Raw genomic sequence first — 24,390 nt, 5'->3', positions numbered from 1 at the left:
TTAAAGGTCTTTTCTTTTGAAAATCCTCATGGACCAAGTCACAGGAATCAATGTCCAGAGAAGCAATATGGCTGTGGAGTAAACAAACCCCATATTTGACCCGAAGAATTCTTTATAGAATGCGCCCGTATACCCCATCAAGGCCGAGATGTCAAGCTGCAAGAGCATGAGAATCCTTGCCAGATCCACGGGATTAAAGGAAATCATGGCCAAGGTGGCCCTTTCGATAGGATAGTCGGCAAATTGATAGACTACCCACAGCAGCAGGGCATCATAGATAAGGGCGAAATAAAACCAGAAAAGCAGGCCCACGCCGATAGCCTTTGCCTTATCGCGGGTAAATACCGCAGCCAGAAAAGCCAAAGAGACAAATACAAAGGTGAGCATCAGACCAGCGTAAAGCAATGTCAGTGCGGAGCCGCTAGCTCCATATAAGAAAATCGGCAAACCAACCCCCACCAGTAAAGCCAAGCTTAGAGCCAGAATGACGGCTAGGTATTGACTTAGAAAGACCGTTTTTCTGTTGATTGGCTGGGAAAGCATCATTTCCATAAATTCATAGGAATTGTAGAAATGAATGGTGGTAAAGATCACACTCACAAGCGGCACCACCAGCAGCACAATGTTCAAGAGACTGAGCACTACCTTGGCATTATCGCCATCAAGCATGAACATGGATAGGGTGCTGAGGAGCAAAAACCCTAAATATAATAGGATGAAGCGGGTACGCAACATATCAAACAGGATGTATTTGATGATTCTGGTCATGAGGTTATCAGTTCAGTTAAGCATTTATTTTGGGTGATCAAGCAACTGATCGCTTTGCCTAGTTTGGTTTCCCCCGTTTCTTTTTTAAGGTTTTTAATGCTGTCGTTATATATCAGGTCACCTTCAAAAAGATAAACCAAATCAGTGGTCAAATCATCAAGGTCACTCATGATATGGGAGGTGATGATAACCAATTTTCCGGATTCCTTTTCTTTGAGGATTTTGTCTTTGAGAATCTCCACAGAGACGGGATCAAGTCCGGCCGTGGGTTCGTCAAGAATCAAAATTGGCGGGTTGAAAAGGAAGGCTAAGGCGGCGCTAACTTTCTGCCTAGTGCCTCCAGAAAGGGTATGCATGCGCTTTCCATACATTTTCTCCAACTCAAAACTCTGGATAAGCTCCTCATCCAGAGCACCTGTATGCTTTCTGATATTTTTAATCATCTCGAAAACCTGACCGATGGTCATGTTTTCTGGATACCGTCCAATTTGCGGCATGTAACCAATCTTTTCCCTATAAGCCCACTCTTTCAGGATGCTTTTGTCCTGAATGGTGATATCACCTGATGTAGGAATTACCAAGCCCAAGATGGTTTTGATCAAGGTGGTTTTCCCAGAGCCGTTAGGACCTACGAGGGCATAGGATTTCCCCAACTCCAACTCTAGAGTCAGGTCGTTCAGGGCGGTGAACTTGCCGAATTTTTTATTTACTTTTCCTATAGAGATCATAAGGCTTCATACTTGGATAGTTGTCTTTTAAATTTTCTGGAGTCATGGCAGGAATGACTTTTTCGGCCTTGTCGAGCATGGTTACCAGCATACTTCGGTAGATCATCATGGCCGAAGGGACTTTTTCCACAATCACGGAAAACATGCTAACGGGATGAAAGGGCACATCCCCTACTCCATCCTTGTTGAGGTCATAGCCTTGGTACTTTTCCCAATAGTTGCCATTGACTTTATTCAATACCAATGAGCCATTGGTGGAAAAGTCAAAGGTATTGGCGATGAAGTTGTTTTTGGAAAAGCTGTTGTCATCGCAAGATGCCTGAAGCTTCACTCCCCAACCGTTTTGCTTGAAGAGATTGTCTTCAAAAGTGCTGCGGCTGGTGCTTTCCATGTAGATTCCGATGGTGTTGCCGGTGAAGCGGTTACCGATGATCTGGCTATCCCGCATGTCTTTGAGCAAAAGTCCATAGGAAGCTGTACCCCAGTTGTCTTCAAAGTTGTTGTGGCGCATTTTCATACCATGGGAATACATCACCGCCACCCCGGCCCCATTGTTTTTGAAGGTGTTTTCCAGGTATTCATTTTCATTGGAAAACATGAAGTGTAGTCCGTAGCGCATGTTTCCTACACTCTGGTTGCGCTCAATGGTGGAATTGGTCACAAACTCAAAATATATCCCATCACGGTGGCCCGACACTTCATTATCTAAGATTCTTGCCCGCTTGCATTTCCAAAGATGAATACCGTTTCCCAACTGATATTCATGCTCGGCCTCTGCTTTCAAGTGGTTATTTTGGATCAGAGCCCTATTGGTATTGGACAAATGGATGGCAAAGAAGGTATTGTCAAAGCGGTTGTCGCGGATGGTGATATCATGGGCATCTAGCCCTTTGATGGCAGCAAGGTCTTCCACGCTTGACCTACCAGTATTTATTAGTTTAAAGCCTTGTATAGTGACATCTTTTCCGGCCACTATAAAAATCTCCCCTTTCCCGTCAGCATCAATGGTAGGATAATCAAGACCGATAAGGGTCAGCGGTTTTTGAATCAACAGGTTATTTTCAAGGTACTTTCCAGCTCTTATAAATAAAGTGTCACCAGGAGCAGCCGAGTCAATAGCCAACTGTATGCTGGCCCCCTGGCTTACTTTTCCATTTGTTGATTGGGAAAAGGTGAGCAAGGGAATGCATAACGTAAGTAATATTGTTAGGAGACTTTTCATATTCATAAGGCGTTAAAGTCACTCAAGAGAAAGCAGGCTTCAGTCTAGTCTGGCAAGCATCCTTTGGTAATTCATCAATTCCCCACTGCGTTGGTCCAGGTATTCTTTTGCTGCTTCCTGGGTACTGAATGCCGCAAAATTACTGGCCATGGGGGGTTTCAGATCTTCTGAAAGTACATAAGTGGCATTGTAGGCATTGATCAGCTCTTGGGGCTGGCTAAAATCAATCACAAGTAGGTGACGGATATCATCGGGTTCCAGCTGGGATTCTGCCATAAAGCTGTGAACACAATTGATATCGTCAAATTTGTAAACCCGCCCTTTGTCGGTGACGATCTCAGAACCGAACTTTGGGTCCATGATGGTCATTTTGCAGTGATGGCAGGCATCTTTCCCAAAATATATGGCCTCTGGATCTGCTTGGCAGGCCAACAGCAACCAAATGGGAGCGAGAAATACAAATAACTTTTTCATAGGCTTAAGTATATAATTTGGCGCCTCTATAGGCCCTTTTGTTCAAGGAGGATTTCCTTTGTTCAATGATTATGGCAATGATTACCAACAATCCAGCTCCAGCAGCAATGAATCCGCCGACATCCGGTGCTGAGTAGGCAATGAAGTTCAATAGTTCTTTGGAGCCAATCAATGGTGGCTGATAGCTCATTCCGGGTACTTTTATAGCGGCAGTTGGATCGAGATTGTGGCCATAATCATAGCTCCACAGATAGAAATCCAGCATGCCCCCTATGCCTGCTGACAGCAGGATACCCAAGTAGCTCCATAAGGCAAATTTTCTCCCAATAATGGCCAAAACCAACCCTACTCCGATTATGGCAGCCAGGATGTAAGGCATTATTTCAAACTCGGGGAACATTTCCACCTTGATGTATTTCATGCCGATGTAGTGGTTTAGCCCGTTGATGACGGCCACATCACCGGTGATGTCGTTGATCCAGATTTTCATATTAAGCCATTCCGGATACTGCGGAGCCCACATCTCTATTTTCCAAATAGGCACAAAATAGATCAGGATCATCAACAGGGCCGATAAGGCCATCAAAATTCTCGATAAGGGTGTAATTTTTCCCATATTATGGTTTTAATAAGCGGGACCTAGGAGCCCCAGGCCCCGCTCTTTAGGTTTAATCCTCCTCAGTGTCTCCTACTGAATATTTAAGGGCCACGGTGCTGTTAGCAGGTGAAACTCTCAAATACCCCTGCATCTCCTGGTGCAATGCCGAGCAGAAGTCCGTACAGTAGAATGGAAAGATCCCCGGTCTGTCTGGCGTCCACTTCAAGGTCTGGGTAGCCCCAGGCATGATCAACAGTTCAGCGGTATTGGCTCCCTTGATGGCAAATCCATGCGGGATGTCCCAGTCCTGCTCCAAATTGGTGACGTGGAAATACACCTCATCCCCAACTTTCACCCCTTCGATGTTGTCAGGTCCAAAGTGAGATCGGATGGAAGTCATGTAGACGTGAACTTTATTTCCATCCCTGACCACTTTGGCCTCTCCCGGGCCTTTGGTCACATAAGGGTGCTTGTTGTCCTCAATCTTGTAGATCTTGACCTGTTTGTCTTTGATCAGATGGGCAGGGAAGGCTTCTGCATAGTGGGGCTCACCTATAGTAGGGAAGTCAAGAAGTAACTGCATCTTATCCCCAGAAATGTCAAACAGCTGGGCTGAGTGGGCCAATTCTGGACCTGTAGGCAGGTATCTGTCCTTGGTAATCTTGTTGTAAGCTACTAGGTACTTGCCGTGTGGCTTGGCTGTAGGGCCACCGGGGATGGATAGGTGACCTACAGAATAGAATGTAGGCTGACGATCCAAAACCTCTAGCGTTTCAATGCTCCATTTTACTACCTCAGAGGATACGAACATAGAAGTATAAGCATTTCCTCTTCCGTCAAACTCGGTATGCAATGGACCAAGACCAGGCTTTTCCACCACACCATGAAGAGCCGACTCGTATCTCACAATTGGGAATCCGTCATATTCGCCTTCAAAATCCTGGTTGTCGATTGCTTCCATGAGTTTGGTGAAAGAGAATACTGGGATCAATGCAGCAAGTTTGCCACTACCCACGATGTACTCACCACTAGGGTCTACGTCTGTTCCATGAGGGGATTTAGGACAAGGGATGAAATAGATGATGTCCTTCAATTCCTTTGGATCTAGTTGCAGCACCTCTTCCATGATGGTGGAAGTCGCCATATGGGTGTCATGGTCAAGCTTGTTATGGGCATATTTGGCTTTTACCGTTTTGCCTTTGCCAGCCTTGATATATTCTTCGGCCTTTTTCCAGTTGACCGCCATGATAAAGTCCTTGTCCCGCTGGGAAGCATTTACTTCCAGAAGGGTGTGGGCCTGCTCCGTGTTGTAAGTCGAGAAGAAGAACCAGCCGTGGGATTTGCCCTTACCGGCCCTGGCCAAGTCGAAGTTTACTCCTGGGGTCACCAGCTGGAAAGCGATGCTCATATCGCCTTTATCACCGACTTTGATGAAGCTGACCGTTCCTTTGAAGTTCTCTTTATAAGTTTCAATCGGCACGTCATTTTCCTCATCCGTTCCCACAGGTACGGAAAAACGGGTACTGGCTACCACATATTCCGTGTTTTCGGTGATGAATGGTGAAGAGTGGTTACCGGCACTGTTTGGTATTTCCAGAATCTCCACCGTCTCAAAAGAAGTCAAGTCCACTCTGGCGATTCTAGGGGTATTGTTAGCATTCCCGAAGGCCCATCTGGCATCATGTTCACCATTGGTGGTGGAAATGGCGATATGGTGCAAATCATCCCAAGGCACAAAGCCGTGGGCAGTGTTAAGCATCGGCTTGGACTCCTCAGTATAACCATAGCCGTTTTCAGGATGTGCGGAGAACACGGGAAGGATTTTCAACACCCTGCCCGAAGGGAGCCCCACCACGCTCATTTGGCCATTGAATCCTCCAGACACGATGTTGTAAAACTCATCATGCTGGCCGGGGGCCACATACACCTTGGAGGCGGCATCACCCACGCTCACAGAGCCAGCCGTTTCCGGACGGCAGCCTGTAGAGAAACTCAGGGCCAATACCGCAGCAGAGATGGCCGTTAGATTGATTGCTTGTTTGATTTTCATATTGATCTGTTGATTGGGATTGTCAAAAACTAATTTAGTTATTCACTGCACCATCCATCTTCCCTGTTCTTTCCTTGTCATTGTGTCTCATGTACTCGAGCAGGTTTCTGGCTTCCTCCAAAGACACATTTTGGTTAGGCATTCTTGTCAGACACTCTTCCAACAGCTTCTGGGCTTCCGGATCGGTGTCCAACATGTCGTCCACGTTGGTGATCATATTCATGATCCACTCTGGCTTTCTGCGGTTGGTTACCCCTTCGAAACCGGGCCCCACTACCCTTTTATCATTTAGCTTATGACAGGCAGAGCACTTCATATCGAATATTGATTTTCCGTCAGCCACCATGCCATCATCCAGGTTAGCAGCCAACTCCACATGGGTGGTTTGGCCTATGCCTTTACCCTCTTTGACGGTTTGTGGGACTTCTGATTTCGCAGCAGCAGGCTTGGTTGCGGCCGTTTCTCGGGTTCCCGTCTCATTGGTGCTAGAGCCACAGGCTACCAGAAAGAGGGCGAACATTAGTGCGATTGGGATTTGTAAAACTTTCATGTTTGTACTATTTAGAATTGTAAATTAAGGTTGATTTAAAGGCGAAAACCATGATCAAAATCAGGTATTTATGTGATTATACTTGGGTATTGTCCGTTGGTACAAGGAAGTCAGGACCATAAGTCCGAGCCCCAGGGGCAATAGCGCCGAACACAGGAACAGGATTTCGTGATAATAGGGCAAGCTCCCCCATTTGGCCCAAAAGAAGACTCCTTGAACAAAGAGAAGCACTTCTGTACCCACATATCCAGTGATAAAGATGGCCGCGCCCATTGTTCCAAAACTGTGGCTATGGGCAAGCACCCAAAGGAGCCAGCCGGTGATAAATCCGAGCATGGTCAAATGGATATAGCCTATCATAAATTGGCGGATGGTAGTGGAGATATTGGCGATATCTGGCACTATTAAACTGACTTGGAAGAGCAACTTGAAAACCAGGGAAAGCAGGCCGAAATGAAAGAACACTTTCAAAATAGGAGCCTGAAGCCGCATTTTTTCCCTGATCTTATTCCATATCGGCCAAAGCAAATATCCAAATGCCAACACCTGAAGGATTACACCCACACTGTTGAAATGGAGATAAAGTACTTGTGGAAAAGCCCAGTTGAGGACATGGAAAAATGTCAGTCCAAGGCTAATTAGATATATATTGAGAAAACCTTTAAGTTGGTTGGGTGAAATGATTATTCCCCATGATTGAAACAGCTGGACCAACAGTGCTATCACAGCCAACACAAACCATCCGTTGAATTGGAAATGTAGGTAAAATTGGACAGTTAAGTGATAATAGGACGTGTTTCTCAGCCCCATGGCCATCACGGGGCCCATGCCCCAGATCCCAATGGTGGAAAAAACCATCGCGACAAGGCTGGCTTTAACCAATAGATTTATAAATGGGAAATTTGCTGCAGAAAGGTCTTTCCAAAGCCAGTAAGCTAAGATATAGCTTGCAATTATGTGTAAGGTGGAGAAAATGATAGAGACCGCCCCATAACCCTGGATGGGAAAACTCACCATCATACCGAATACAGTGGCTTGGGTAAACCAAAATAAACGGTTGTAAAAAGAAGTCTTTTTCTTGTCTTCAGGGATAAAATAATGGTGAAGCAAGGTAAATAGGATCAGATAAACCCAACCCAACATAGCCACATGCGAGTGTCCGTGCAGCATGTTTCTGTAGTCCATCCCGGGGATTTCACCAATGAAAGCGTACCTGAGCATCAACCCCATCAGTGTGGCGATCAGGAAATTCAAGAGCGATATGTTGATCCAAGTATTACGCATAACCTTTCCATTTTGACATTAGAACGGCCAGGGAAAACCCGACTCCACGGGTTTTCCAAGTGGCCGCTCACCACCGTTCACTCTATTTAAATTCTAGGTATTTTCCACTTCAAACCGGGTTTCAGCTTCCGCTTTGATGGCTCTTGGAAACAAGATGTTGTTTTCCAGATGGATATGCTTGTGAAGATCCTTTTCAAACTCATCCAAAAGTTTGTAAGTCACTTGGTAAGTATTGCAGGCATGGGCTGGAGGGTTGTAGTTGTTGCTCAGCTCAGCGATTTTCTCAAATCTCTCCCCTTCAGACTCATGTTCATCCATCATCATCATAATCGGATTCTTGACAGTTCTGAAGTGGGGCTCGTTCATGCTTTTGCCTTCCTGATGGTATTTCACCATTTTTCTCACAAAAGGAAACAATACCAACTCCTCTTTCTTCATGTGTGCAGAGAGATTCTGCGCGGTGTCATAGAATAACTTGTTGATTTCAATTAATTCGCGATTGGCGTGGCCGTGGACTTTGCACAGTTTGTTTAAGTATTGCAGCAATAGCGGGATGCGGGCTTCCACATATCTGTGGTGTTTTTTCTCTATATAGTCAGCCAGCAAGTCCAATGGCCAGCTCTCAAAATCCACGTGCCCTTCATCCTTGGTGTTGAATATCTTTTTCAAATCTTCCTTCACAGCCAGAGGGTCTATTTCCTTTTTCTCACAGGCTTCCTCGATAGTTCTTCCTCCTTTGCAGCAGAAGTCTATTCCATGTTTTTCAAATACAGTCGCGGCTCTAAAATCTTTTGCGACCAATTCCCCTATTGTTTGTGTTGTAATTTCCATGTTTATTCAGTTGTTGAGTTTAATACCTTTTTATCTTTTACAAGCTTAATTTTTTTTGGACAAGCTGTTTTCAAATAAGTAAATCCCTTGATTAACCCCGTGGAAAGATCTAAAAGATTGGCTCGGTGGGCCATAGCTTTCAGATCCGCCCTTACCAATTTAAAATGTTCATGTATCGGACAGGGATGGTCTTCGGAACATTCAGCCAACCCCAAACCACAGCCATTGTAAATCTGACTGCCATCCAATGCCTCTACAATATCGTGTAAGGTGATTTGAGAAAGTTTCTCGATGGGAATTTCAAATCCGCCAGTTGGTCCCTTCTGGGAATCTACCAAACCAGCCCTAGTCAAGGTTTGGAGGATCTTTGCCGTGAAGGCATTTGGGGAACCAATTTGCTCAGAGATATACTTAAGGCTAATTCTTTGGCCTTTTAGGGACTCCCCTGCTATGAGGATGGTGGCCCGGATTCCGTATTCGCATTTTTTAGAAAACATCTCGATTGGGGATCGTTTATGGTTCAAATATACGACAAAATACAAATAAGACAAATAAGTCCTTTATTTATTTTAGACTTTTTTGTCCGAATTAATTTTCAGGCAAAAACAGGCCCAAAAGACCATTCAGCAAAGCTTGTGGAAGTTTCGTAAAGCTTCAAATTTTGTAGTCTTACCCGATCGGGAAGCTTATCGATCAATATATCAGCCATCCAAAGGATCATCCGCTCGGCAGTGGGCTCCGTATTCATCCAAAAGATTTTCCCATCGGTATTTTGATAGTTGTCCCTGTTTTCTTCCGTGTCCTTCAGGATCAAGGCATGGTCCATGGGTTCTAAAATATAATTCCTTACTATATTTTTAAGCTTCTTGAAATCCATCACCATATCCTCCCCCTCTATCATATTTCCAGTGAGGGTTACATGAAGCTTATACGTATGCCCATGAATGAATTTACAAGCTCCATTATAATTGGAAATACGGTGGGCGGCTTCAAATTCAAAGATTTTGGTAATGCTAAGCATATTGAACACTCATTATTTATTAGGAGACCTGTCAATAAAATTCGGGACAAAATTATCCTTTTATACTGAAGAACCCTATAAATCAGCCGTCTAATTTAGGACAAAAAGGTATGATTCTTATCATATATGCACCTGACCAAAGTCAGCAATTACCATGATGGAACTACTTAATTTAGGGCAAATCATACTACGCCATGCAACATTATGTAATAAAACGAAACGGCAATTACGAACCGTTTGAAGCATACAAAATCAAGGATGCTTTGGAAAAAGGCTTCCAAAGTGTCCACCAGGAATTTGACGAGGATTTATTCCAATCCATTATCGCTAAGATAGAAAACCAAGTCACCTGGGCAGTGGAGGAGATCCAGGACATCATAGAAAAAGCTCTATATGAGAAAAAGTACTTTGAAGTCATGCGCTCCTTCATGCTATATCGCCATACCCGCAAGATGCAGCGGGAACATGTGGAAGGGCTTACCGAAGACACTACCTACGTAAACAGCACCCAGACCATTGAGGAATACATAGGCCTGACCGACTGGAGAATTAACGCCAATGCCAACACCTCCTACTCCAATGCCGGGCTGGTGAACAACGTGGCCGGAAAGGTAATTGCCAACTATTGGCTCGATAAGGTATATAACAAAGAAGAAGGATATGCCCACCGAAACGGGGATATCCACATCCACGATCTGGATTGCCTGACTGGTTATTGTGCGGGCTGGAGTCTGAGGGTACTCTTGAATGAAGGTTTTAATGGTGTCCGTGGCCGGGTGGAAAGCCGCCCTCCCTCCCATTTTCGGGAAGCATTGGGCCAAATGGCCAATTTTCTGGGCATCCTGCAAAGTGAATGGGCAGGCGCACAGGCTTTCAGCTCATTTGACACCTACTTGGCCCCGTATGTGTTCAAGGACAACCTACCCTATGAAGACGTGCTCAAAGCTATTCGGAGTTTTGTATACAACCTGAATGTGCCTGCAAGATGGGGGCAGTCTCCCTTTACCAACATCACCATCGATTGGGAGGTGCCAGAAGACTTGAGGGACCAGATCCCGACCAAGAATGACCTGCATCTATTCAAAGATAATAAAAGCCCTGACTTGTATGAGCGGGCCAAGGAAAGAGGCGCCCCTGATCCAGAGGGGCTAACCTATCGCCATTTCAAGAAGGAAATGGACCTGATCAACAAGGCCTATTACACGGTGATGACCGAAGGCGATGCCAATGGGCAGCCCTTCACCTTCCCGATTCCAACTGTTAACATTACGGAGGATTTCGATTGGTATGGAGAAAATACGGATCTGCTCTTTGAAAACACCGCCAAAATCGGTTCTTCCTATTTCCAGAACTTTGTGGGGAGCCAATACATCCTGGATGAAGAAGGCAACCGTGTCGAAAACCCAGAAGCGTACAAGCCTAATGCGGTCCGAAGTATGTGCTGCAGGCTGCAGCTCGACTTGCGGGAGCTTCTGAAGCGGGGTAACGGCCTTTTCGGCAGTGCAGAAATGACCGGATCCATAGGTGTGGTGACCATCAACATGGCCCGACTGGGGTATTTATATCAGGACAACCTACAGGGCCTTTATGAAAGGCTGGACCAGTTGCTGGAGATTTCCAAATCGACTTTGGAAAAGAAAAGGGCATTTATCCAGGAAATGTACGACCGGGGACTTTACCCCTATACCAAGCGATACCTCCCCCATTTCAGAAATCACTTTTCCACTATTGGGGTAAATGGGATGAATGAAATGATCAAAAACTTCACTTCTGAACAGGAGGATATTACATCGGATTTCGGGATTGACTTTGCTTCAAAAATACTGGAGCATATCCGTGAAAAGATGAAAATCTACCAAGAAGCAACCGGAAACCTTTATAATCTTGAGGCCACTCCGGCGGAGGGCACCACTTACAGGTTTGCCAAAGAAGACAAAAAGCGGTACAAAGACATCCTTCAGGCTGGGCAAGGAGAAAACATCTATTACACCAACAGCTCCCAAATCCCGGTCAATTACACAGAGGACCCGTACGAGGCACTCTTCCTTCAGGATGAGCTCCAGTGCAAATACACCGGAGGCACGGTTTTGCACCTTTACATGAGCGAAAAAATCAGCAGCCCCCAAGCCTGCAGAAGCTTTGTACAGAAGGTGGTAAGCAACTTCAGACTTCCCTATATCACCGTGACACCCGTTTTCAGCATTTGCCCTGAGCACGGCTACCTGAACGGTGAACATGAGTACTGCCCCAAATGCGATGAAATCCTTATCAATCAATTAAACGATAATCAAATCAATGACCATGAAAACATCCAATGACACATTCCTAGCCCAGCTTCAGGACAAGAGAACCAAATGCCTGGTGTATACCCGTGTGATGGGTTACCACAGGCCAGTAGAAAGCTTTAACATAGGAAAGAAAGGTGAGCATAGACAGAGAACACATTTTAAAGAAGGACAGAGTTGCTAGGCCGATATTCAATATCACGCCATTCACCCTTTTAGACTACCCTGGACACACAGCCTGCATCCTTTGGTTTGCAGGCTGTAATATGCGCTGCCTGTATTGCTACAACCCCCAAATCGTGACGGGGAAAGGCAAACTGTATCTGGAACAGGCGTTGGATTTTATTTATTCTAGGAGAACCTTGCTGGACGGAGTGGTCCTGAGCGGAGGGGAATGTACACTTCACAGTGATCTTATCCCCTTGACGAAAATCATCAAAACCTTTGGACTGAAGATCAAAATCGACACCAACGGGGCCTTACCTTCCAGGATCAACGAACTCTTGGAAGAAAAGCTTATTGATTATGTGGCTTTGGACTTCAAATCACTACCCAAAAACTTCCAGCACATCACCGGATCGAATCTATTCGAGCAATTCGAGACCACGCTGTTGTTGCTGATGGGATCAAATGTGGAGTTTGAGGTGCGGACCACGGTTCACTCGGAGCTGATTGACCGGGAAGAAGTTAAACGGATGGTAAGCTACCTTGAAAAAATTGGATACAAAGGTGTTTACTACATTCAGCAGTTCAGAAATGATGCGGAAACCATCGGAAAAATGGGTAGCTCCTCCACCTTGCAGGATTTGAGGAGCCTTTCGACTCCCAACATTGAGGTGGTGGACAGGTAATCTATTTAGATAAATAAATGGATAACTTGTCATACCACCTTTCACCTTTATAAAAGTGGTAAAGGACTTTGGCCAGCTCTGCCTGGTATTTTTTGGAGGTCACCATCAGGTTGCATTTGGTCTGGGTGGCATATGACCAGAAGTCGGCAATCTTTCTAAAGTTAAACTTGATAAAGAAAGTGTCCTCAAAGTGCTGGTTGATCAAGGAAACCAGCTCTTTTTCCTCTGATAGCTTTGATTTTGGAATGAATCCGGGAGAAATGATGGTTGCTTGGCTGTTTTTCAATCTGGCACCAAAAAGATTTATGAATCCCTTTATAATTTGGGCTGACCCTTCGCTGCCGTCGTAATGGAAAAGTACTTTCTCAGTATTTATTTCTTGGTCAAACAACAATAACGGTATGCCACAGGGTGTTTTTTCAAGTTCTCTGGGCTTATCCATGTTGTGCAACCATTCCAAAACCTGGGGTAGATTGGCAGTAATAAGGGTGGGGTTTTCGATGACATGTTGCACGCCACTTTTTGGATCAAAATCCTCGAGAACATACGCTAGATCGTGAAAATTGAGGATGTTTTCAGGAATTTCAAATTGAGGTGGTGTCTCTGTTATCGTTGCCATAGTTTCTTAAGGTTTATGCAAATCTACAGGAGAAGGAGAAAAAGTATTATGACGAATCCCTGTTGGAAAAGTGATTATTGTCAGTTTTTTAAGATGATCTATTGATAAAAATCCGCCACTTTGGATAGGGACTTTTTATCAAGCACGTGGATGTATTTGCCCTGAAGGGCTATGAGTTTGTCTTTTTTGAATTCGGAAAGCAAGCGGATGATGGTCTCTGTGGCCGTACCCACCAGCGAGGCTATTTCCTCCCTGCTCAATACGATATCAATCTTCTCCCCCCTATCGTCCTCCACTCCAAAAGTGTGGACCAACTTCAACAGGGCAAAAGCCAGGCGCTCGCGGATGGATTTTTGGTTGGCATCGGTAAGCCTTTCCTCCATACTGCCCAAGTCACGACAAATGTTTTCAGTGACCTTGTAGTGAAACTGCACATCATTGCGCAGCACTTCCAAAAAAGCCTCCTTTGGAATAAAGCACACTTTTGCATCCTTGACAATAGTAGAAGTGGATGAGTACACATCATCGCTCAACAGTGAGGTATAACCCAAAAAATCCCCCTCTTTGGCCAAATGGATGAGTTGCTCCTTGCCGTTTGAAGCTGCTTTGACTGTTTTTACCACACCAGACCGAACGCAGAAGATCCCGAGAGGCTTGGTACCTTCGTAAAACAGGGTTTGCCCTTTCTTGTGGGAAATCATGTTTTTGGCTGCTGTAATCTTTTTCAGCTCCTCCTCGGTCAGGTTGGCAAACATGGACAGCTTTCTACTCAGACAGATTTCACAGGCTTCTTTGGGATCTCTCATCTTATGGTTGATTATTGGGTGTATTCAGTTTGCTTCTAAAATGAGGTCAAAATTGACAGTGACTTCATCTTTGACCCTTACCGCTCCCAGAAATTTGACGGGGGGCTCGATCTGAAAATCAGAAAACCTGAAAGTCTGCTCACCGGTAAGCTTTTTCTTGCCGTTTCCAGGATCTTTAAGTTGACAAGTTATCGGAAACTGGTTGGCCACCCCGGCCAAAGAAATCTCCACTTTGCCTTCAAATAGTTCTTTGGAGTTATTTTTTGGGTTTTGCTGCAGGCTTATGAATTTGATTTTTATTTCGGGATAATCTTCTGCCTGCACGGTTTTGCGAAAATCCTTGGTCATGATATTATTGGCACAATCGAAGTTGTTGGCCTTCATGACAATTTCCCCAGACCAGATGAGGTTTTGGGCCCCTTTAATATCATTGGCAAACAAGATGTCATTGCCAGAATAATCCACTGACACACAGTTGAATGGTATGACGTTGGTATTCCCATTGATCTCCAGCCGGCTATGCTCAGACACTTTCCACTTTGCCCTCTCGATGGTACCAGTTGGCATCAACACTGCCTGTCCAAGAATCAGAATAAGTATAAATAGCTTTGCCATGGTTTCTACACTTTTTAATCATTAATTAATTCAATAAAAAAGTGGACTGGATCTTCTGGGAATGTCAAATCCTCCGGTTTGGGAGGCTGCCTGGTTTTTTAAAGGAATAGAAGTGGGGACTACTTGTCCCCACCTCTGGTGAATTGTTAAAAACTAATTGCAGCTTCTATGTTTACCCCATGGAATCTAGCTCCATTGTATTTGCTGGTAGCTGCGAAACCCTCATATCTTTGGTCCACATACTCAAGTTTGGTAAGGATGTTTTTGGTCATAAACCAGCCACCTCCTAGGTTCAATCTTGTAAGCTTAAGCTCACCGGCATTCTCATTCATCTTGCCTTGTACTTCATTGTAGCGGCCACCGATGTAGAATTGCTCCGTGTTACCGAATCTGTAAAGCAACTCACCTGCAATCTGGTTGAAGTTACCGTTGCCCTGCTCAGAGCTGTTGTTCACCATTTCGTAGATACCGAAGAACTCAAGTCCTTTATACTTCACGAATGGGTTGAATTGAACCGCAGTCATTTGAGTAAATCTTGGGTTAAATCTACCCTCGAAGTTGGTGCCGTCACCTTCTACAGTTCTCATGATCGCATAGTATCTAGAGCCTGCTCTGTCACCTCCGAAAAGGCTGCTACCAGTAGTGGTACCGTTGTTTTGGTATATCGATCCGGTGAATCTCACTCTCAAATCATCCATGATATAGTCATCGTAACCTAACTTACCGAAGAAAGAGAGTCTGTTGTCAGTGTTCTCATTCACGATCACGGTTTGGTTCATTTTACCGTTGGTCACACCGGCCATACCTATAAAACCGCTTCTTCTATACATCACCTGGCCAAAACCCTCAGTGGTGAATGCATCCATGATATAGTTGCCGATAAAAGGGTTATAAATAGCTCTGGCGTTGTCAGATCTTCTGTAAACCGCATCACCGTAGCCGAATTCATCCAAACCTACTGTAATGGTGGTGTACTGCATAAGGTTTTCCAAAAAGCCTGGCTTGATGAAGTCCAATTGGTCAATCTGCAAGTGGCCACCTTTTACCCATGCCTCATTATGATGCTTGGAAGAAAGGTATGTTCTCAAGTGCATTCTCACACCATGGTGAAGTTGTACGTCCAAGTTCAAGTTGGCAGCAGGAAGGTTTAGGTTTCTTTCCATATCCACCAGGTTGTTCATGGTATTGCTTTGCTGCAAACCTTGGAACTGAAGTGCGAAATCTCCCCCTACTCTTACTCTCACGCCTTCAAATGTTCCTTTCGCTTCTTTTGGCGCCTCAAACATGTTGATGCCATCCTTGTTGTTTGGTCGGAAATACTGGAGATCGGTGTCTCTCTGGATATCCTGGGCCACAACGTTGCCTGCCATTAGTACCGCGGCTGATAACAGACCCGCTCTGTACAAGTTTTTATAAGTGTTCATAGCTTATGGGGTAAAAGAAATTAGTTGAATGTTGTGTTGAAACTTACTTTTAGGTCATCTCCGGTTTTGATAGTATTAAACATCGCAGTGGGAGGATCTATGTTGAACTGAGTGAATTTAATATTTTGGTTACCTGTGAAGTTCACCTTTTTGCCGTCCACTGTGTAGTTGACATCCATGGGTACATTTTGGGTCTTTCCTGCTATGGTAAGGTTGCCTTTGGCTTTGATGACCTTGTCGGTGATGTCCAATACTTCAGTAAGCTCAAACAGGATTTCTGGATGCTTCTTGACATTGAGTGCTTCGTAAGCATTTTTATCCATTCCGTTCTTACCACTTTTAAGTGTGCTTGCTGGGATGGTTACTTTCAAAGTTTCGATGGAAGCAATCTTACCATTGTCAAGTTTGATTTTAGCGTTTCCTTTTTGTCCATTGTCAGAAACCATGTCCCAATCATGGATGGTGGAGGTGCCAGAAACCTTGAATTCCGATTTGCCATTTAAGGTGAGCGTCTCCTGTGCGTTTACCGTAAAGCCGGTAAACAGAAGAAAGGCTATCAGAAAAGTTTGGAAGGTTCGGTTGACAGTTTTCATAGCTTTGTTCTTTTGGTGAATGTTGATTTTTTCTCTCTTTCAACATTACAAAGCTAGGCAGGAAGCAGGGCCTAGGTTATGACCCCGGTTACAGAAAAATATGATTATTATCAGTATTTGATACCAAATTGGAATTAAGGCTCTGATTTTAATTGAAATAGGGCCTTTTGAGCTGGTTAAAAAAAAACACATCCCCTTACACGAGCTGTTAACAACTTAGTTTCCTTGACATTGCCACTGTAATCACGTAACTTAAATTCGTAAACACCAACTCTTTAGCCGATGCTTTGGTCATTTTTCATTCTGTTATTTTCCATGTTCCCTCAGGAGGACAAATACACCGCAGCCCGGGAGCGGATGGTAAAGGACCATATCCAGTCCAAGGGTATTCACAACAAAAAAGTGCTCTCGGCCCTGCGTGCAGTTCCCCGTCACAAGTTGGTGCCTGAAAGCCAGCGGGAGAATGCGTATTTGGACCGCCCCCTGCCCATCGGTGCCGGGCAAACCATCTCACAGCCCTTTATAGTCGCCTTTATGAGCCAGCTTATCGAACCCAAAAAAAGCATGAGGGTGCTGGAAATAGGCACTGGGTCCGGTTTTCAAGCCGCTGTGCTTGCCGAAATGGTCGACCAGGTGTACACCATTGAGATCATCCACTCCCTGGGGGAAAAGGCTAAAGCAGACTTGGAGGAACTTGGCTATGACAACATCCACGTGCGCATAGGTGATGGCTACGCAGGATGGCCTGAGGAGGCACCATTTGATGCCATCATCGTCACGGCAGCACCTGATAGGCTGCCTCAACCACTCCTAGACCAGCTAGCCGAGGGCGGTAAAATGGTCGTACCCATCGGCCCAATAAACCAAATCCAAGAGCTTACCCTCATCGAAAAGAAGAACGGCAAGATAAAAACCCGCAATGTGGCTCCGGTGAGGTTTGTGCCTTTTACGCGGGATACGCTTTAGTTTTTATTATAGATACTAATATTCTTTTGATACTTACTTAGGAGCTATCAAGATATTTATTTTAAATTTAACATTCAGGTAAGAAAATAGCCTATGCTAATAGACAAACACCATAGAGTTCACGATTATTTAAGGATATCACTCACCGATAGCTGCAACTTCCGATGCAGCTACTGCATGCCTGATGAGGACACGCCCTGTCTGCCCCAGTCGCATCTGATGAGCGAAAATGAAATAATCCAAATTGCGAAAGTGTTTGTCAGCCTTGGGGTGACCAAAATCAGGTTGACGGGAGGAGAACCCATGGTAAGAAAGGGTTTTGCCTCCATTTTGAAGGAACTGGCAAAGCTCCCAGTCGAATTGACCATGACTTCCAATGGGGTGTTGATTGATAAATACTTAGCTGACCTGAAAACCTCAGGTATGAAAAGTGTCAATATCAGCTTGGATACCTTGGACAAAGATTCTTTTTTCACGCTCACCAAAAGAAACCAGTTTGATAAAGTCTGGGAGAATATCAACTTGTTGCTTGAGCACAATTTCAGGGTCAAAATAAATGTAGTGGCCATTAAAGGCAAGGTGGAAAAAGAACTGCTGGATTTCATCCAAATCACCAAAAAACTACCCTTACACGTCAGATTCATCGAATTTATGCCATTTGACGGCAATCGTTGGGACAGCAGCCAAGTGGTGACCGCCCAGCAAATGCTTCAAACGGTAATGGAGGAATACGATATAGTCAAACTACGTGATGAACCCCACGCCACGGCCAAGAAATTCAAAGCGGTTGGCCATGAAGGCACTTTTGCTTTCATCACCACCATGAGTGAGCATTTTTGCGGGAGCTGCAACAGGATGCGCCTAACAGCTGATGGCAAAATGAAAAACTGCCTATTTGGAAGTGATGAAATGGATTTATTGGGAGAGCTTCGCAAAGGCAACGAATTACTTCCCTTGATCATAGCCTCCATAAGATCTAAGCATAAGGTGATGGGCGGGCAATTCTCTGAAGGTTACCAAAACACTTCCACCACTTCGCTTCAAAACCGGAGCATGATTAAAATTGGAGGCTAATTCCCTATGATTTCAGTACAAGAAGCGAAAGAAATTCTAATGGCAAACGCCATGAGAGGGACCAAACATAATGTTCCATTGATAGATTCTTTGGGAAAAATCGTGGCTGAAGACATTACATCCCCATGTGATGTCCCCCATTTCGACAATTCCGCCATGGATGGATACGCCATCAAATGGAACGGCGAAAACAATTTCCGCCATTTCGACAAGCAAATATCTGGAAAAGCTGGACCTACGGGCTGCAGCAATTTACCGGCTGAAAGTGCATTTCGGATATTTACCGGCGCACCCATGCCCAAAGGTGCCGACACGGTTATTCCGCAGGAATTTGTAACATTGGAAAATGGCCTACTTTCATTCGATTTGGAGAAATTCCAAAAAGGCTCCAATGTCAGGTATCAGGGCAACCAGAATAAAAAGGGAGACCTGATTTTAAAAAAACATTCTTCCATCACACCAGGTACAATCGGTTTGTTGGCTTCAGTTGGCATCAGCCAGGTGCCTGTGTATGCGGCTCCTTCGGTGGCCATCATCGTCACGGGCGATGAACTCAAAGAAATCGGTCAAGACCTGGAATATGGGGAAATCTATAACTCCAACGGCCCTACTTTAAAAAGTTATTTGAGATTACTCGGCATTGAGGAAGTTCAAGAATTTCAGGCTCCTGATAAGCTCGAAAGTCTGTCTTCTTTGGTCAAAGAGGTGTTAGTAAAGTTCGATTTTATCTTGTTTTCCGGAGGAATTTCTGTCGGGGAATATGACTTTGTCAAAACAGCCATGAAAGAAAATGGAATAGAAGAACTTTTCTATAAAATCAAACAGCGGCCAGGCAAACCACTTTTTGCAGGAAAAACCGCAACCCAACTGGTGTTTGCCTTACCTGGCAACCCCGCCTCCGTAATCAGCTGTTTCAACCAATACGTGAGACCAACTTTAAAACATTATCTGGGATTTGAACAGGTGTGGGAAGACTATGAGCTTCTCCCCTGTACCAATTCATTTTCCAAAAAGCCTCCCTTGACCTTTTTCCTCAAAGCCCTGAAATCCAAAAACGGCGTTGAGATCTTGGGCGGACAGGAATCATTCAACCTGCTTAGTTTTGGCATTTCCAATGCATTTGTGGAAATACCAGAGGACTGCAACCAAGTCAATCCTGGTCATATCTTAAAAGTTTACAATTGGTAAAATATGCTCAGCAGTGATTATGGAATTCTTTTATTGGTGGCCATGCCGGTGGTTGCCTTTCTATATGCCTCGGTAGGCCATGGCGGCGCGAGTAGCTATTTGATGTTTTTGACGCTTGCAGGCTTTATCCCCGACCAAGTTCGTCCCACAGCCTTATTATTGAATATCGCCGTTTCCCTAATCGCATTCATTTCCTACAACAAAGTAACAACCTTCCCCCACAGGCTTTTTTGGCCCTTGGTAGCCTTCTCTATTCCTGCAGCATATCTGGGAGGAACAATCAGCATTGATCCAAATATTTACAAGAGGATCTTGGGCGTATTGCTTTTATTGCCAGTCTTGAGATTTTTGAATGTATTTCCAAAATCCCAAGTGCTCAAAATAAGTCCCTCCATAGCAATCATTGCTTTGATTGGCCTTGGAATAGGCCTTCTTTCCGGCCTGATTGGTATCGGTGGCGGCATTATCCTTTCTCCCCTGATCCTGATGCTAGGCTGGGCCGACATGAAAGTGACAGCAACCTTGAGTTCCATTTTTATTTTTGTAAATTCAATCGCTGGCTTGACGGGTTCTGCCACAGGGAATTTGATGATTTCAAATGATTTATGGCTTATCCTTGGGGTCACCATCATCGGCGGGATATTTGGGGCCTTCTTTGGTGCACAGAGATTTAAAGTGAAAACCGTGGAATATTTACTTACCACCGTCCTTTTAATCGCATCGGTCAAATTGATTTGGACATGAAAGAATCAATTGAGGTATTTGTTCTTTCGGGAGGAAAAAGCAGCCGAATGGGTGAGGACAAAGGTTTGCTAAAAATCAATGGTCTACCCATGATCAATTACATCCTGGATACGGTCAAGCAGGTTGGTTACAGCCCCCAAATCATCGCAAATGATGCTGAATATTTAGAGTTGGGATTTCCGGTGCTGGAGGACAAAATACGCGAAATGGGCCCAATGGGTGGACTATTTACCGCCTTATCTGCGACTCAAGCCAATCATGTGATGCTCTTGAGTTGCGACACGCCCAATATCCGTCGTCAAACCTTGACCTATTTGATAGCTCAAAGCGAAGCGCACAAAACCAATGTTTGTAGACATAAAGGTAAAATATATATTGATAGGTATTTATCCTAAAACTTTGCTTCAAATTGTCGCCAACAATCTTGAAATGGGAAGATTGAAAATGCAGAGGTTAATCCAGGATTCTCCTCACCAATTTATAGATACGGACAAAATTGCTTCTGACCAGGAGTTTTATAATATCAATACAAAAAAAGATTTGCTAGAAATGCAGTTAGAAAAGCAGACGATCAAAATAATGGCCTTTGGAGTGATTGCCGAAAAGTTGGGCCAAGCAGAACTCAAAATTGAGCAACCCCAAAACATATCAGAACTTAGGGAGACCCTTTTAAACACATATCCGCAGCTAGCCTCATTGAAGTTTACCATTGCGCTCAATAAGCAAGTAGTTAGCGAGGACAAAGCTATAGGGCCGGATGATGAAGTTGCCTTGCTTCCACCTTTCTCTGGAGGATGATATGGATAGATTCATCAGACAATATAGTCTCAACGGTTTTGGGCTTGAAAAGCAACAGAAGCTCGCATCGGCAAAAATCCTTGTAGTGGGTGCCGGAGGACTGGGCTGCCCTGCACTCCTTTATTTGGCAGCAGCCGGAATTGGCCATATCGGGGTGGCCGATGGCGACCAGGTTTCTCTTTCCAACCTCAATAGGCAGGTGATCTTTGGCGAGCAGGATCTGGGGAAACCAAAAGTAGAAGTGGTCCAATCCTACTTTTCAAAGAAGTATTCTGACCTCCAAATTGAAATTTACCCATTCTATTTAACACAGGAAAACAGCCTTGATATTATTTCCAGATACGATGTTGTAATTGACGGATCGGATAATTTCCAGACCAGATATATGGTCAATGATGCCTGTTATTTACTGGAGAAACCCCTGATCATGGGTTCCATATTTCAAAATGAAGGTCAGGTTTCAGTGTTGAATGGCAAGGGGAAAACTTGCCCAAATTACAGGGACATATTCCCAGAACCCCCAGAAGCACATGAAGTCCCCAATTGCAGTGAAACTGGCGTGCTGGGTGTTCTTCCAGGTATAATCGGAACCTTCCAAGCTGCTGAGGCCATCAAACTCCTCGCTGGTTTTGGCCAAACTTTGTCTGGGAAACTTCTCGTTTACGATCTTTTAAGCCAAATTTCCAATGTTTTTGATGTTGGAATAAATGAGGCATCCAGAGCGCTTATTCCAAAAAGTGAAAAGGAGTTTCTGGAAATGGATTACTCCCTTTCTTGCGGCACTGTCCAGGAAATTTCGTGGGATAATGCAGTTGAAATGCTCACTCAGCAAGACAACCTTTTGGTTGATATCAGGGAGGATCATGAACAGCCTAAAATAAAGGAAATAGAACATATGAAAATCCCCATGGCCGAGGTTGAAACCAAACTTGATCAATTTGCCCAGCAGGACCGCATTTTGATTTGCTGTCAATCTGGGATAAGAAGTCTTAAAACGGCCCAAAAGCTGAGTGGCCAGCTAATAGGAAAAGAATTCTATTCTGTAAAAGGCGGTGTGAATGCATTGCCAGAAAAATATTTGCACAATGACTGAGAAAAAAAGAACACCCAAAAACATATTTCGCCAAGGCCCCATCACCCCAGAGGCAATTGCCACCTCCATTGCCAACCATAGCACCAAAACGGGTATAGGGGGGCACAGCATTTTTCTTGGCCAGGTTAGGGCCGATGAAAAACCGGAAGGTAATGTGACCGCCATTGAGTATACTGCTTACGAGGAAATGGCCCTGGAAAAGGCTTTTGAAATCCGGGAGGCAATTTTCGATAAATACCCGCTTACCTGCATGCACATTTACCACAGTCTGGGCAAAGTGAAAGCCGGAGAAATCTGCCTATTTGTATTCACCTCCTCCAAACACAGAAAAGCGGCTATGGACGCCTGCGAAGAACTGGTGGAAAGAATAAAAAAAGAACTGCCCATCTGGGGAAAAGAAGTCACTGATCAAGATCAAACGGTCTGGAAGGAAAATAATTAAAACGGAAGACGGAAGACCGAAGACGGAACAAGGGGACACAGAGTTTGCCACAGAGGTCCACAGAGGCTTCTTCGCGGCAAATTTTTATTACAAAATAGTTATGCCCGCTATTCGGAAACTCTGCTGAACTCAGTTTAAAACTCTGAGCTACTCTGTGTCCCATTTTACATCCGACATCGGACATCCCACAACAAACATCTAACATGGTAGACATTACACATAAAAACAGCACCCTGCGGAAGGCCATAGCTCAGGCAATTGTGAAAGTGAGCAAATCCGAAACCATACATGCTATCCAAAACAGGCTGGTTCCCAAGGGTGATGTGCTCGAAATGGCCAAAACAGCGGGCCTTTTTGCTGCCAAAAAAACCAGCGATGTGATTCCAGACTGCCACCCTTTACCCATTGAGTTCACCGGAATCAGCTATGAGGTTAGGGATATGGAAGTGCAGGTGATGGTGGAAATCCACACCATTTACAAAACCGGTGTAGAAGTAGAGGCCATGCACGCCGCCTCCGTGGTGGCCCTAACAATGTATGATATGCTCAAGCCAATTGATAAGGGTGTGAGTATCCATGAGGTGAAGCTTCTGGAGAAGAAGGGTGGCAAATCCGATTTCAACAAAAAAGAAGTGCAAAACCTCAATGCGGCCGTGATTGTCTGTTCGGATTCCATTTCCAAAGGGACAAAAGAAGACCGTGCGGGAAAAGCTATTATAGCCAAGCTAGAGCAATTTAAAGTCCATATCCAGGATTACACCGTGATCCCAGATGAGCATGACATCATCCAGGAAAAGGTCAAAAACTACGGTGAAGCGGGAGTAAGAATGGTGATTCTGACAGGTGGCACGGGGCTTTCCCCAAGAGATGTGACCCCTGAGGCAGTTATCCCACTGCTGGAAAGAAGAGTGCCGGGCATTGAAGAGGCCATTAGAAATTATGGACAACAGCGCACCCCCTACTCCATGCTGTCCAGAAGCGTGGCCGGATTGATCGGAAACACGCTGGTATTGGCATTGCCCGGCTCTACCAATGGCGCTTCAGAATCCATGGATGCCGTTTTCCCCGCCATTCTGCACATTTTCAGGGTAATGGAAGGTGGCTATCATTAAAAATGGTTTCATCAAATGTTTAACATATTCAATTAAGAATCATATAGTATAAATTATAATCCCCTGCATTTTAATGTGGATTTATTGCAGCCAGAAATAGATTGACTTCTGATATTTGGTATGCATAACGAGTTATTTACTGACAAAACTCACACATTTACGCTGAACAAAGTATGATTATTATCAGGAAAGAGATTTTTATTTCCGAAATTAGCATACTTCGAAGGACAAAACCGGATGGGCTTTGTTACTTG

The 24,390-nt window shown here is 44.6% G+C and carries 28 protein-coding genes; 12 read left to right on the top strand and 16 right to left on the bottom strand.

Features of this window, described 5'->3' with window-relative positions:
* The 11 genes from KI659_RS10690 to queD all read right to left on the bottom strand — a co-directional run bounded on the left by KI659_RS10690 (position 1) and on the right by queD (position 9,526).
* Positions 1–768 (bottom strand): ABC transporter permease subunit, encoded by a 768-nt coding sequence (locus KI659_RS10690; RefSeq protein ID WP_213945341.1) that lies wholly within the window; start codon positions 766–768, stop codon positions 1–3.
* Complete coding sequence (locus KI659_RS10685; RefSeq protein ID WP_213945340.1) at positions 765–1,496, bottom strand: ABC transporter ATP-binding protein; 732 nt, start codon at positions 1,494–1,496, stop codon at positions 765–767. The genes KI659_RS10690 and KI659_RS10685 overlap by 4 nt, the downstream gene beginning before the upstream one ends.
* Positions 1,471–2,718, bottom strand: a complete 1,248-nt coding sequence (locus KI659_RS10680; protein ID WP_213945339.1) for a nitrous oxide reductase family maturation protein NosD — start codon at positions 2,716–2,718, stop codon at positions 1,471–1,473. Before KI659_RS10680 ends, KI659_RS10685 begins: the two co-directional genes overlap by 26 nt.
* A gap of 39 nt (positions 2,719–2,757) precedes the next feature.
* Entirely contained in the window at positions 2,758–3,192 is a 435-nt protein-coding gene (locus tag KI659_RS10675; RefSeq protein WP_213945338.1) for a nitrous oxide reductase accessory protein NosL, read from the bottom strand.
* 4 nt (positions 3,193–3,196) lie between these two features.
* The gene (locus KI659_RS10670; protein WP_213945337.1) at positions 3,197–3,808 is read right to left on the bottom strand and encodes a hypothetical protein; all 612 of its coding nucleotides are present in this window, start codon (positions 3,806–3,808) and stop codon (positions 3,197–3,199) included.
* A 52-nt stretch (positions 3,809–3,860) separates the two neighbouring features.
* Positions 3,861–5,840 carry a Sec-dependent nitrous-oxide reductase gene (gene nosZ / locus KI659_RS10665; RefSeq protein ID WP_213945336.1) on the bottom strand — a complete coding sequence of 660 codons (1,980 nt, stop codon included), beginning with the start codon at positions 5,838–5,840 and terminating at the stop codon, positions 3,861–3,863.
* 34 nt (positions 5,841–5,874) lie between these two features.
* The gene (locus tag KI659_RS10660) at positions 5,875–6,390 is read right to left on the bottom strand and encodes a c-type cytochrome (protein WP_213945335.1); all 516 of its coding nucleotides are present in this window, start codon (positions 6,388–6,390) and stop codon (positions 5,875–5,877) included.
* 60 nt (positions 6,391–6,450) lie between these two features.
* Positions 6,451–7,674 carry a hypothetical protein gene (locus tag KI659_RS10655; RefSeq protein ID WP_213945334.1) on the bottom strand — a complete coding sequence of 408 codons (1,224 nt, stop codon included), beginning with the start codon at positions 7,672–7,674 and terminating at the stop codon, positions 6,451–6,453.
* A 93-nt stretch (positions 7,675–7,767) separates the two neighbouring features.
* The gene (gene ric, locus KI659_RS10650) at positions 7,768–8,505 is read right to left on the bottom strand and encodes an iron-sulfur cluster repair di-iron protein (RefSeq protein WP_213945333.1); all 738 of its coding nucleotides are present in this window, start codon (positions 8,503–8,505) and stop codon (positions 7,768–7,770) included.
* 2 nt (positions 8,506–8,507) lie between these two features.
* Positions 8,508–9,002, bottom strand: coding sequence for an RrF2 family transcriptional regulator (locus KI659_RS10645; protein WP_213945332.1), 495 nt, complete (start codon positions 9,000–9,002; stop codon positions 8,508–8,510).
* Between the two features lie 98 nt (positions 9,003–9,100).
* A complete protein-coding gene (queD, locus tag KI659_RS10640) occupies positions 9,101–9,526 on the bottom strand; it encodes a 6-carboxytetrahydropterin synthase QueD (protein ID WP_213945331.1) in 426 nt (141 codons plus the stop codon).
* 194 nt (positions 9,527–9,720) lie between these two features.
* Here queD and KI659_RS10635 point away from each other — a divergent pair, with 194 nt between their 5' ends.
* Genes KI659_RS10635 through KI659_RS10625 form a run of 3 tightly spaced genes read left to right on the top strand, consistent with a single transcriptional unit; the run spans position 9,721 to position 12,662 of the window.
* Positions 9,721–11,844 (top strand): ribonucleoside triphosphate reductase, encoded by a 2,124-nt coding sequence (locus tag KI659_RS10635; protein WP_213945330.1) that lies wholly within the window; start codon positions 9,721–9,723, stop codon positions 11,842–11,844.
* The gene (nrdD, locus tag KI659_RS18685) at positions 11,828–11,995 is read left to right on the top strand and encodes an anaerobic ribonucleoside-triphosphate reductase (protein ID WP_213945329.1); all 168 of its coding nucleotides are present in this window, start codon (positions 11,828–11,830) and stop codon (positions 11,993–11,995) included. Before KI659_RS10635 ends, nrdD begins: the two co-directional genes overlap by 17 nt.
* Positions 11,949–12,662 carry an anaerobic ribonucleoside-triphosphate reductase activating protein gene (locus tag KI659_RS10625; RefSeq protein ID WP_317194917.1) on the top strand — a complete coding sequence of 238 codons (714 nt, stop codon included), beginning with the start codon at positions 11,949–11,951 and terminating at the stop codon, positions 12,660–12,662. The genes nrdD and KI659_RS10625 overlap by 47 nt, the downstream gene beginning before the upstream one ends.
* A gap of 1 nt (position 12,663) precedes the next feature.
* Here the strand turns inward: KI659_RS10625 and KI659_RS10620 are convergent, their stop codons facing one another.
* The 5 genes from KI659_RS10620 to KI659_RS10600 all read right to left on the bottom strand — a co-directional run bounded on the left by KI659_RS10620 (position 12,664) and on the right by KI659_RS10600 (position 16,719).
* Entirely contained in the window at positions 12,664–13,281 is a 618-nt protein-coding gene (locus KI659_RS10620) for a hypothetical protein (protein WP_213945328.1), read from the bottom strand.
* 98 nt (positions 13,282–13,379) lie between these two features.
* A complete protein-coding gene (locus KI659_RS10615) occupies positions 13,380–14,087 on the bottom strand; it encodes a Crp/Fnr family transcriptional regulator (RefSeq protein ID WP_246535363.1) in 708 nt (235 codons plus the stop codon).
* Between the two features lie 24 nt (positions 14,088–14,111).
* Positions 14,112–14,702 (bottom strand): YceI family protein, encoded by a 591-nt coding sequence (locus KI659_RS10610; RefSeq protein WP_213945327.1) that lies wholly within the window; start codon positions 14,700–14,702, stop codon positions 14,112–14,114.
* 146 nt (positions 14,703–14,848) lie between these two features.
* Positions 14,849–16,126, bottom strand: a complete 1,278-nt coding sequence (locus KI659_RS10605) for a hypothetical protein (RefSeq protein ID WP_213945326.1) — start codon at positions 16,124–16,126, stop codon at positions 14,849–14,851.
* 20 nt (positions 16,127–16,146) lie between these two features.
* Complete coding sequence (locus tag KI659_RS10600; RefSeq protein ID WP_213945325.1) at positions 16,147–16,719, bottom strand: YceI family protein; 573 nt, start codon at positions 16,717–16,719, stop codon at positions 16,147–16,149.
* A gap of 282 nt (positions 16,720–17,001) precedes the next feature.
* Here KI659_RS10600 and KI659_RS10595 point away from each other — a divergent pair, with 282 nt between their 5' ends.
* The 9 genes from KI659_RS10595 to moaCB all read left to right on the top strand — a co-directional run bounded on the left by KI659_RS10595 (position 17,002) and on the right by moaCB (position 24,136).
* Positions 17,002–17,685 (top strand): protein-L-isoaspartate(D-aspartate) O-methyltransferase, encoded by a 684-nt coding sequence (locus tag KI659_RS10595; RefSeq protein ID WP_213945324.1) that lies wholly within the window; start codon positions 17,002–17,004, stop codon positions 17,683–17,685.
* A gap of 93 nt (positions 17,686–17,778) precedes the next feature.
* Positions 17,779–18,759 (top strand): GTP 3',8-cyclase MoaA, encoded by a 981-nt coding sequence (moaA, locus tag KI659_RS10590; RefSeq protein ID WP_213945323.1) that lies wholly within the window; start codon positions 17,779–17,781, stop codon positions 18,757–18,759.
* Between the two features lie 6 nt (positions 18,760–18,765).
* The gene (locus KI659_RS10585) at positions 18,766–19,947 is read left to right on the top strand and encodes a molybdopterin molybdotransferase MoeA (RefSeq protein ID WP_213945322.1); all 1,182 of its coding nucleotides are present in this window, start codon (positions 18,766–18,768) and stop codon (positions 19,945–19,947) included.
* 3 nt (positions 19,948–19,950) lie between these two features.
* Positions 19,951–20,691: a sulfite exporter TauE/SafE family protein gene (locus KI659_RS10580; protein ID WP_213945321.1), complete on the top strand. Its 741-nt coding sequence runs from the start codon at positions 19,951–19,953 to the stop codon at positions 20,689–20,691.
* Complete coding sequence (locus tag KI659_RS10575) at positions 20,688–21,086, top strand: molybdenum cofactor guanylyltransferase (protein WP_213945320.1); 399 nt, start codon at positions 20,688–20,690, stop codon at positions 21,084–21,086. Before KI659_RS10580 ends, KI659_RS10575 begins: the two co-directional genes overlap by 4 nt.
* Before the next feature lie 34 nt (positions 21,087–21,120).
* Positions 21,121–21,489 (top strand): MoaD/ThiS family protein, encoded by a 369-nt coding sequence (locus KI659_RS18605; protein ID WP_246535362.1) that lies wholly within the window; start codon positions 21,121–21,123, stop codon positions 21,487–21,489.
* The gene (locus tag KI659_RS10565) at positions 21,449–22,582 is read left to right on the top strand and encodes a HesA/MoeB/ThiF family protein (RefSeq protein ID WP_246535361.1); all 1,134 of its coding nucleotides are present in this window, start codon (positions 21,449–21,451) and stop codon (positions 22,580–22,582) included. The genes KI659_RS18605 and KI659_RS10565 overlap by 41 nt, the downstream gene beginning before the upstream one ends.
* Entirely contained in the window at positions 22,575–23,024 is a 450-nt protein-coding gene (locus KI659_RS10560; protein WP_213945319.1) for a molybdenum cofactor biosynthesis protein MoaE, read from the top strand. Before KI659_RS10565 ends, KI659_RS10560 begins: the two co-directional genes overlap by 8 nt.
* A 203-nt stretch (positions 23,025–23,227) precedes the next feature.
* On the top strand, positions 23,228–24,136 hold the full coding sequence (gene moaCB, locus KI659_RS10555; RefSeq protein ID WP_213945318.1) for a bifunctional molybdenum cofactor biosynthesis protein MoaC/MoaB: 909 nt from the start codon (positions 23,228–23,230) through the stop codon (positions 24,134–24,136).
* The last annotated feature ends 254 nt before the right edge of the window (positions 24,137–24,390 follow it).

This window comes from Litoribacter ruber, assembly GCF_018449405.1.
Taxonomy (GTDB): Bacteria; Bacteroidota; Bacteroidia; order Cytophagales; family Cyclobacteriaceae; genus Litoribacter; species Litoribacter ruber.
This window is presented reverse-complemented; position numbering and strand designations above follow the sequence as displayed.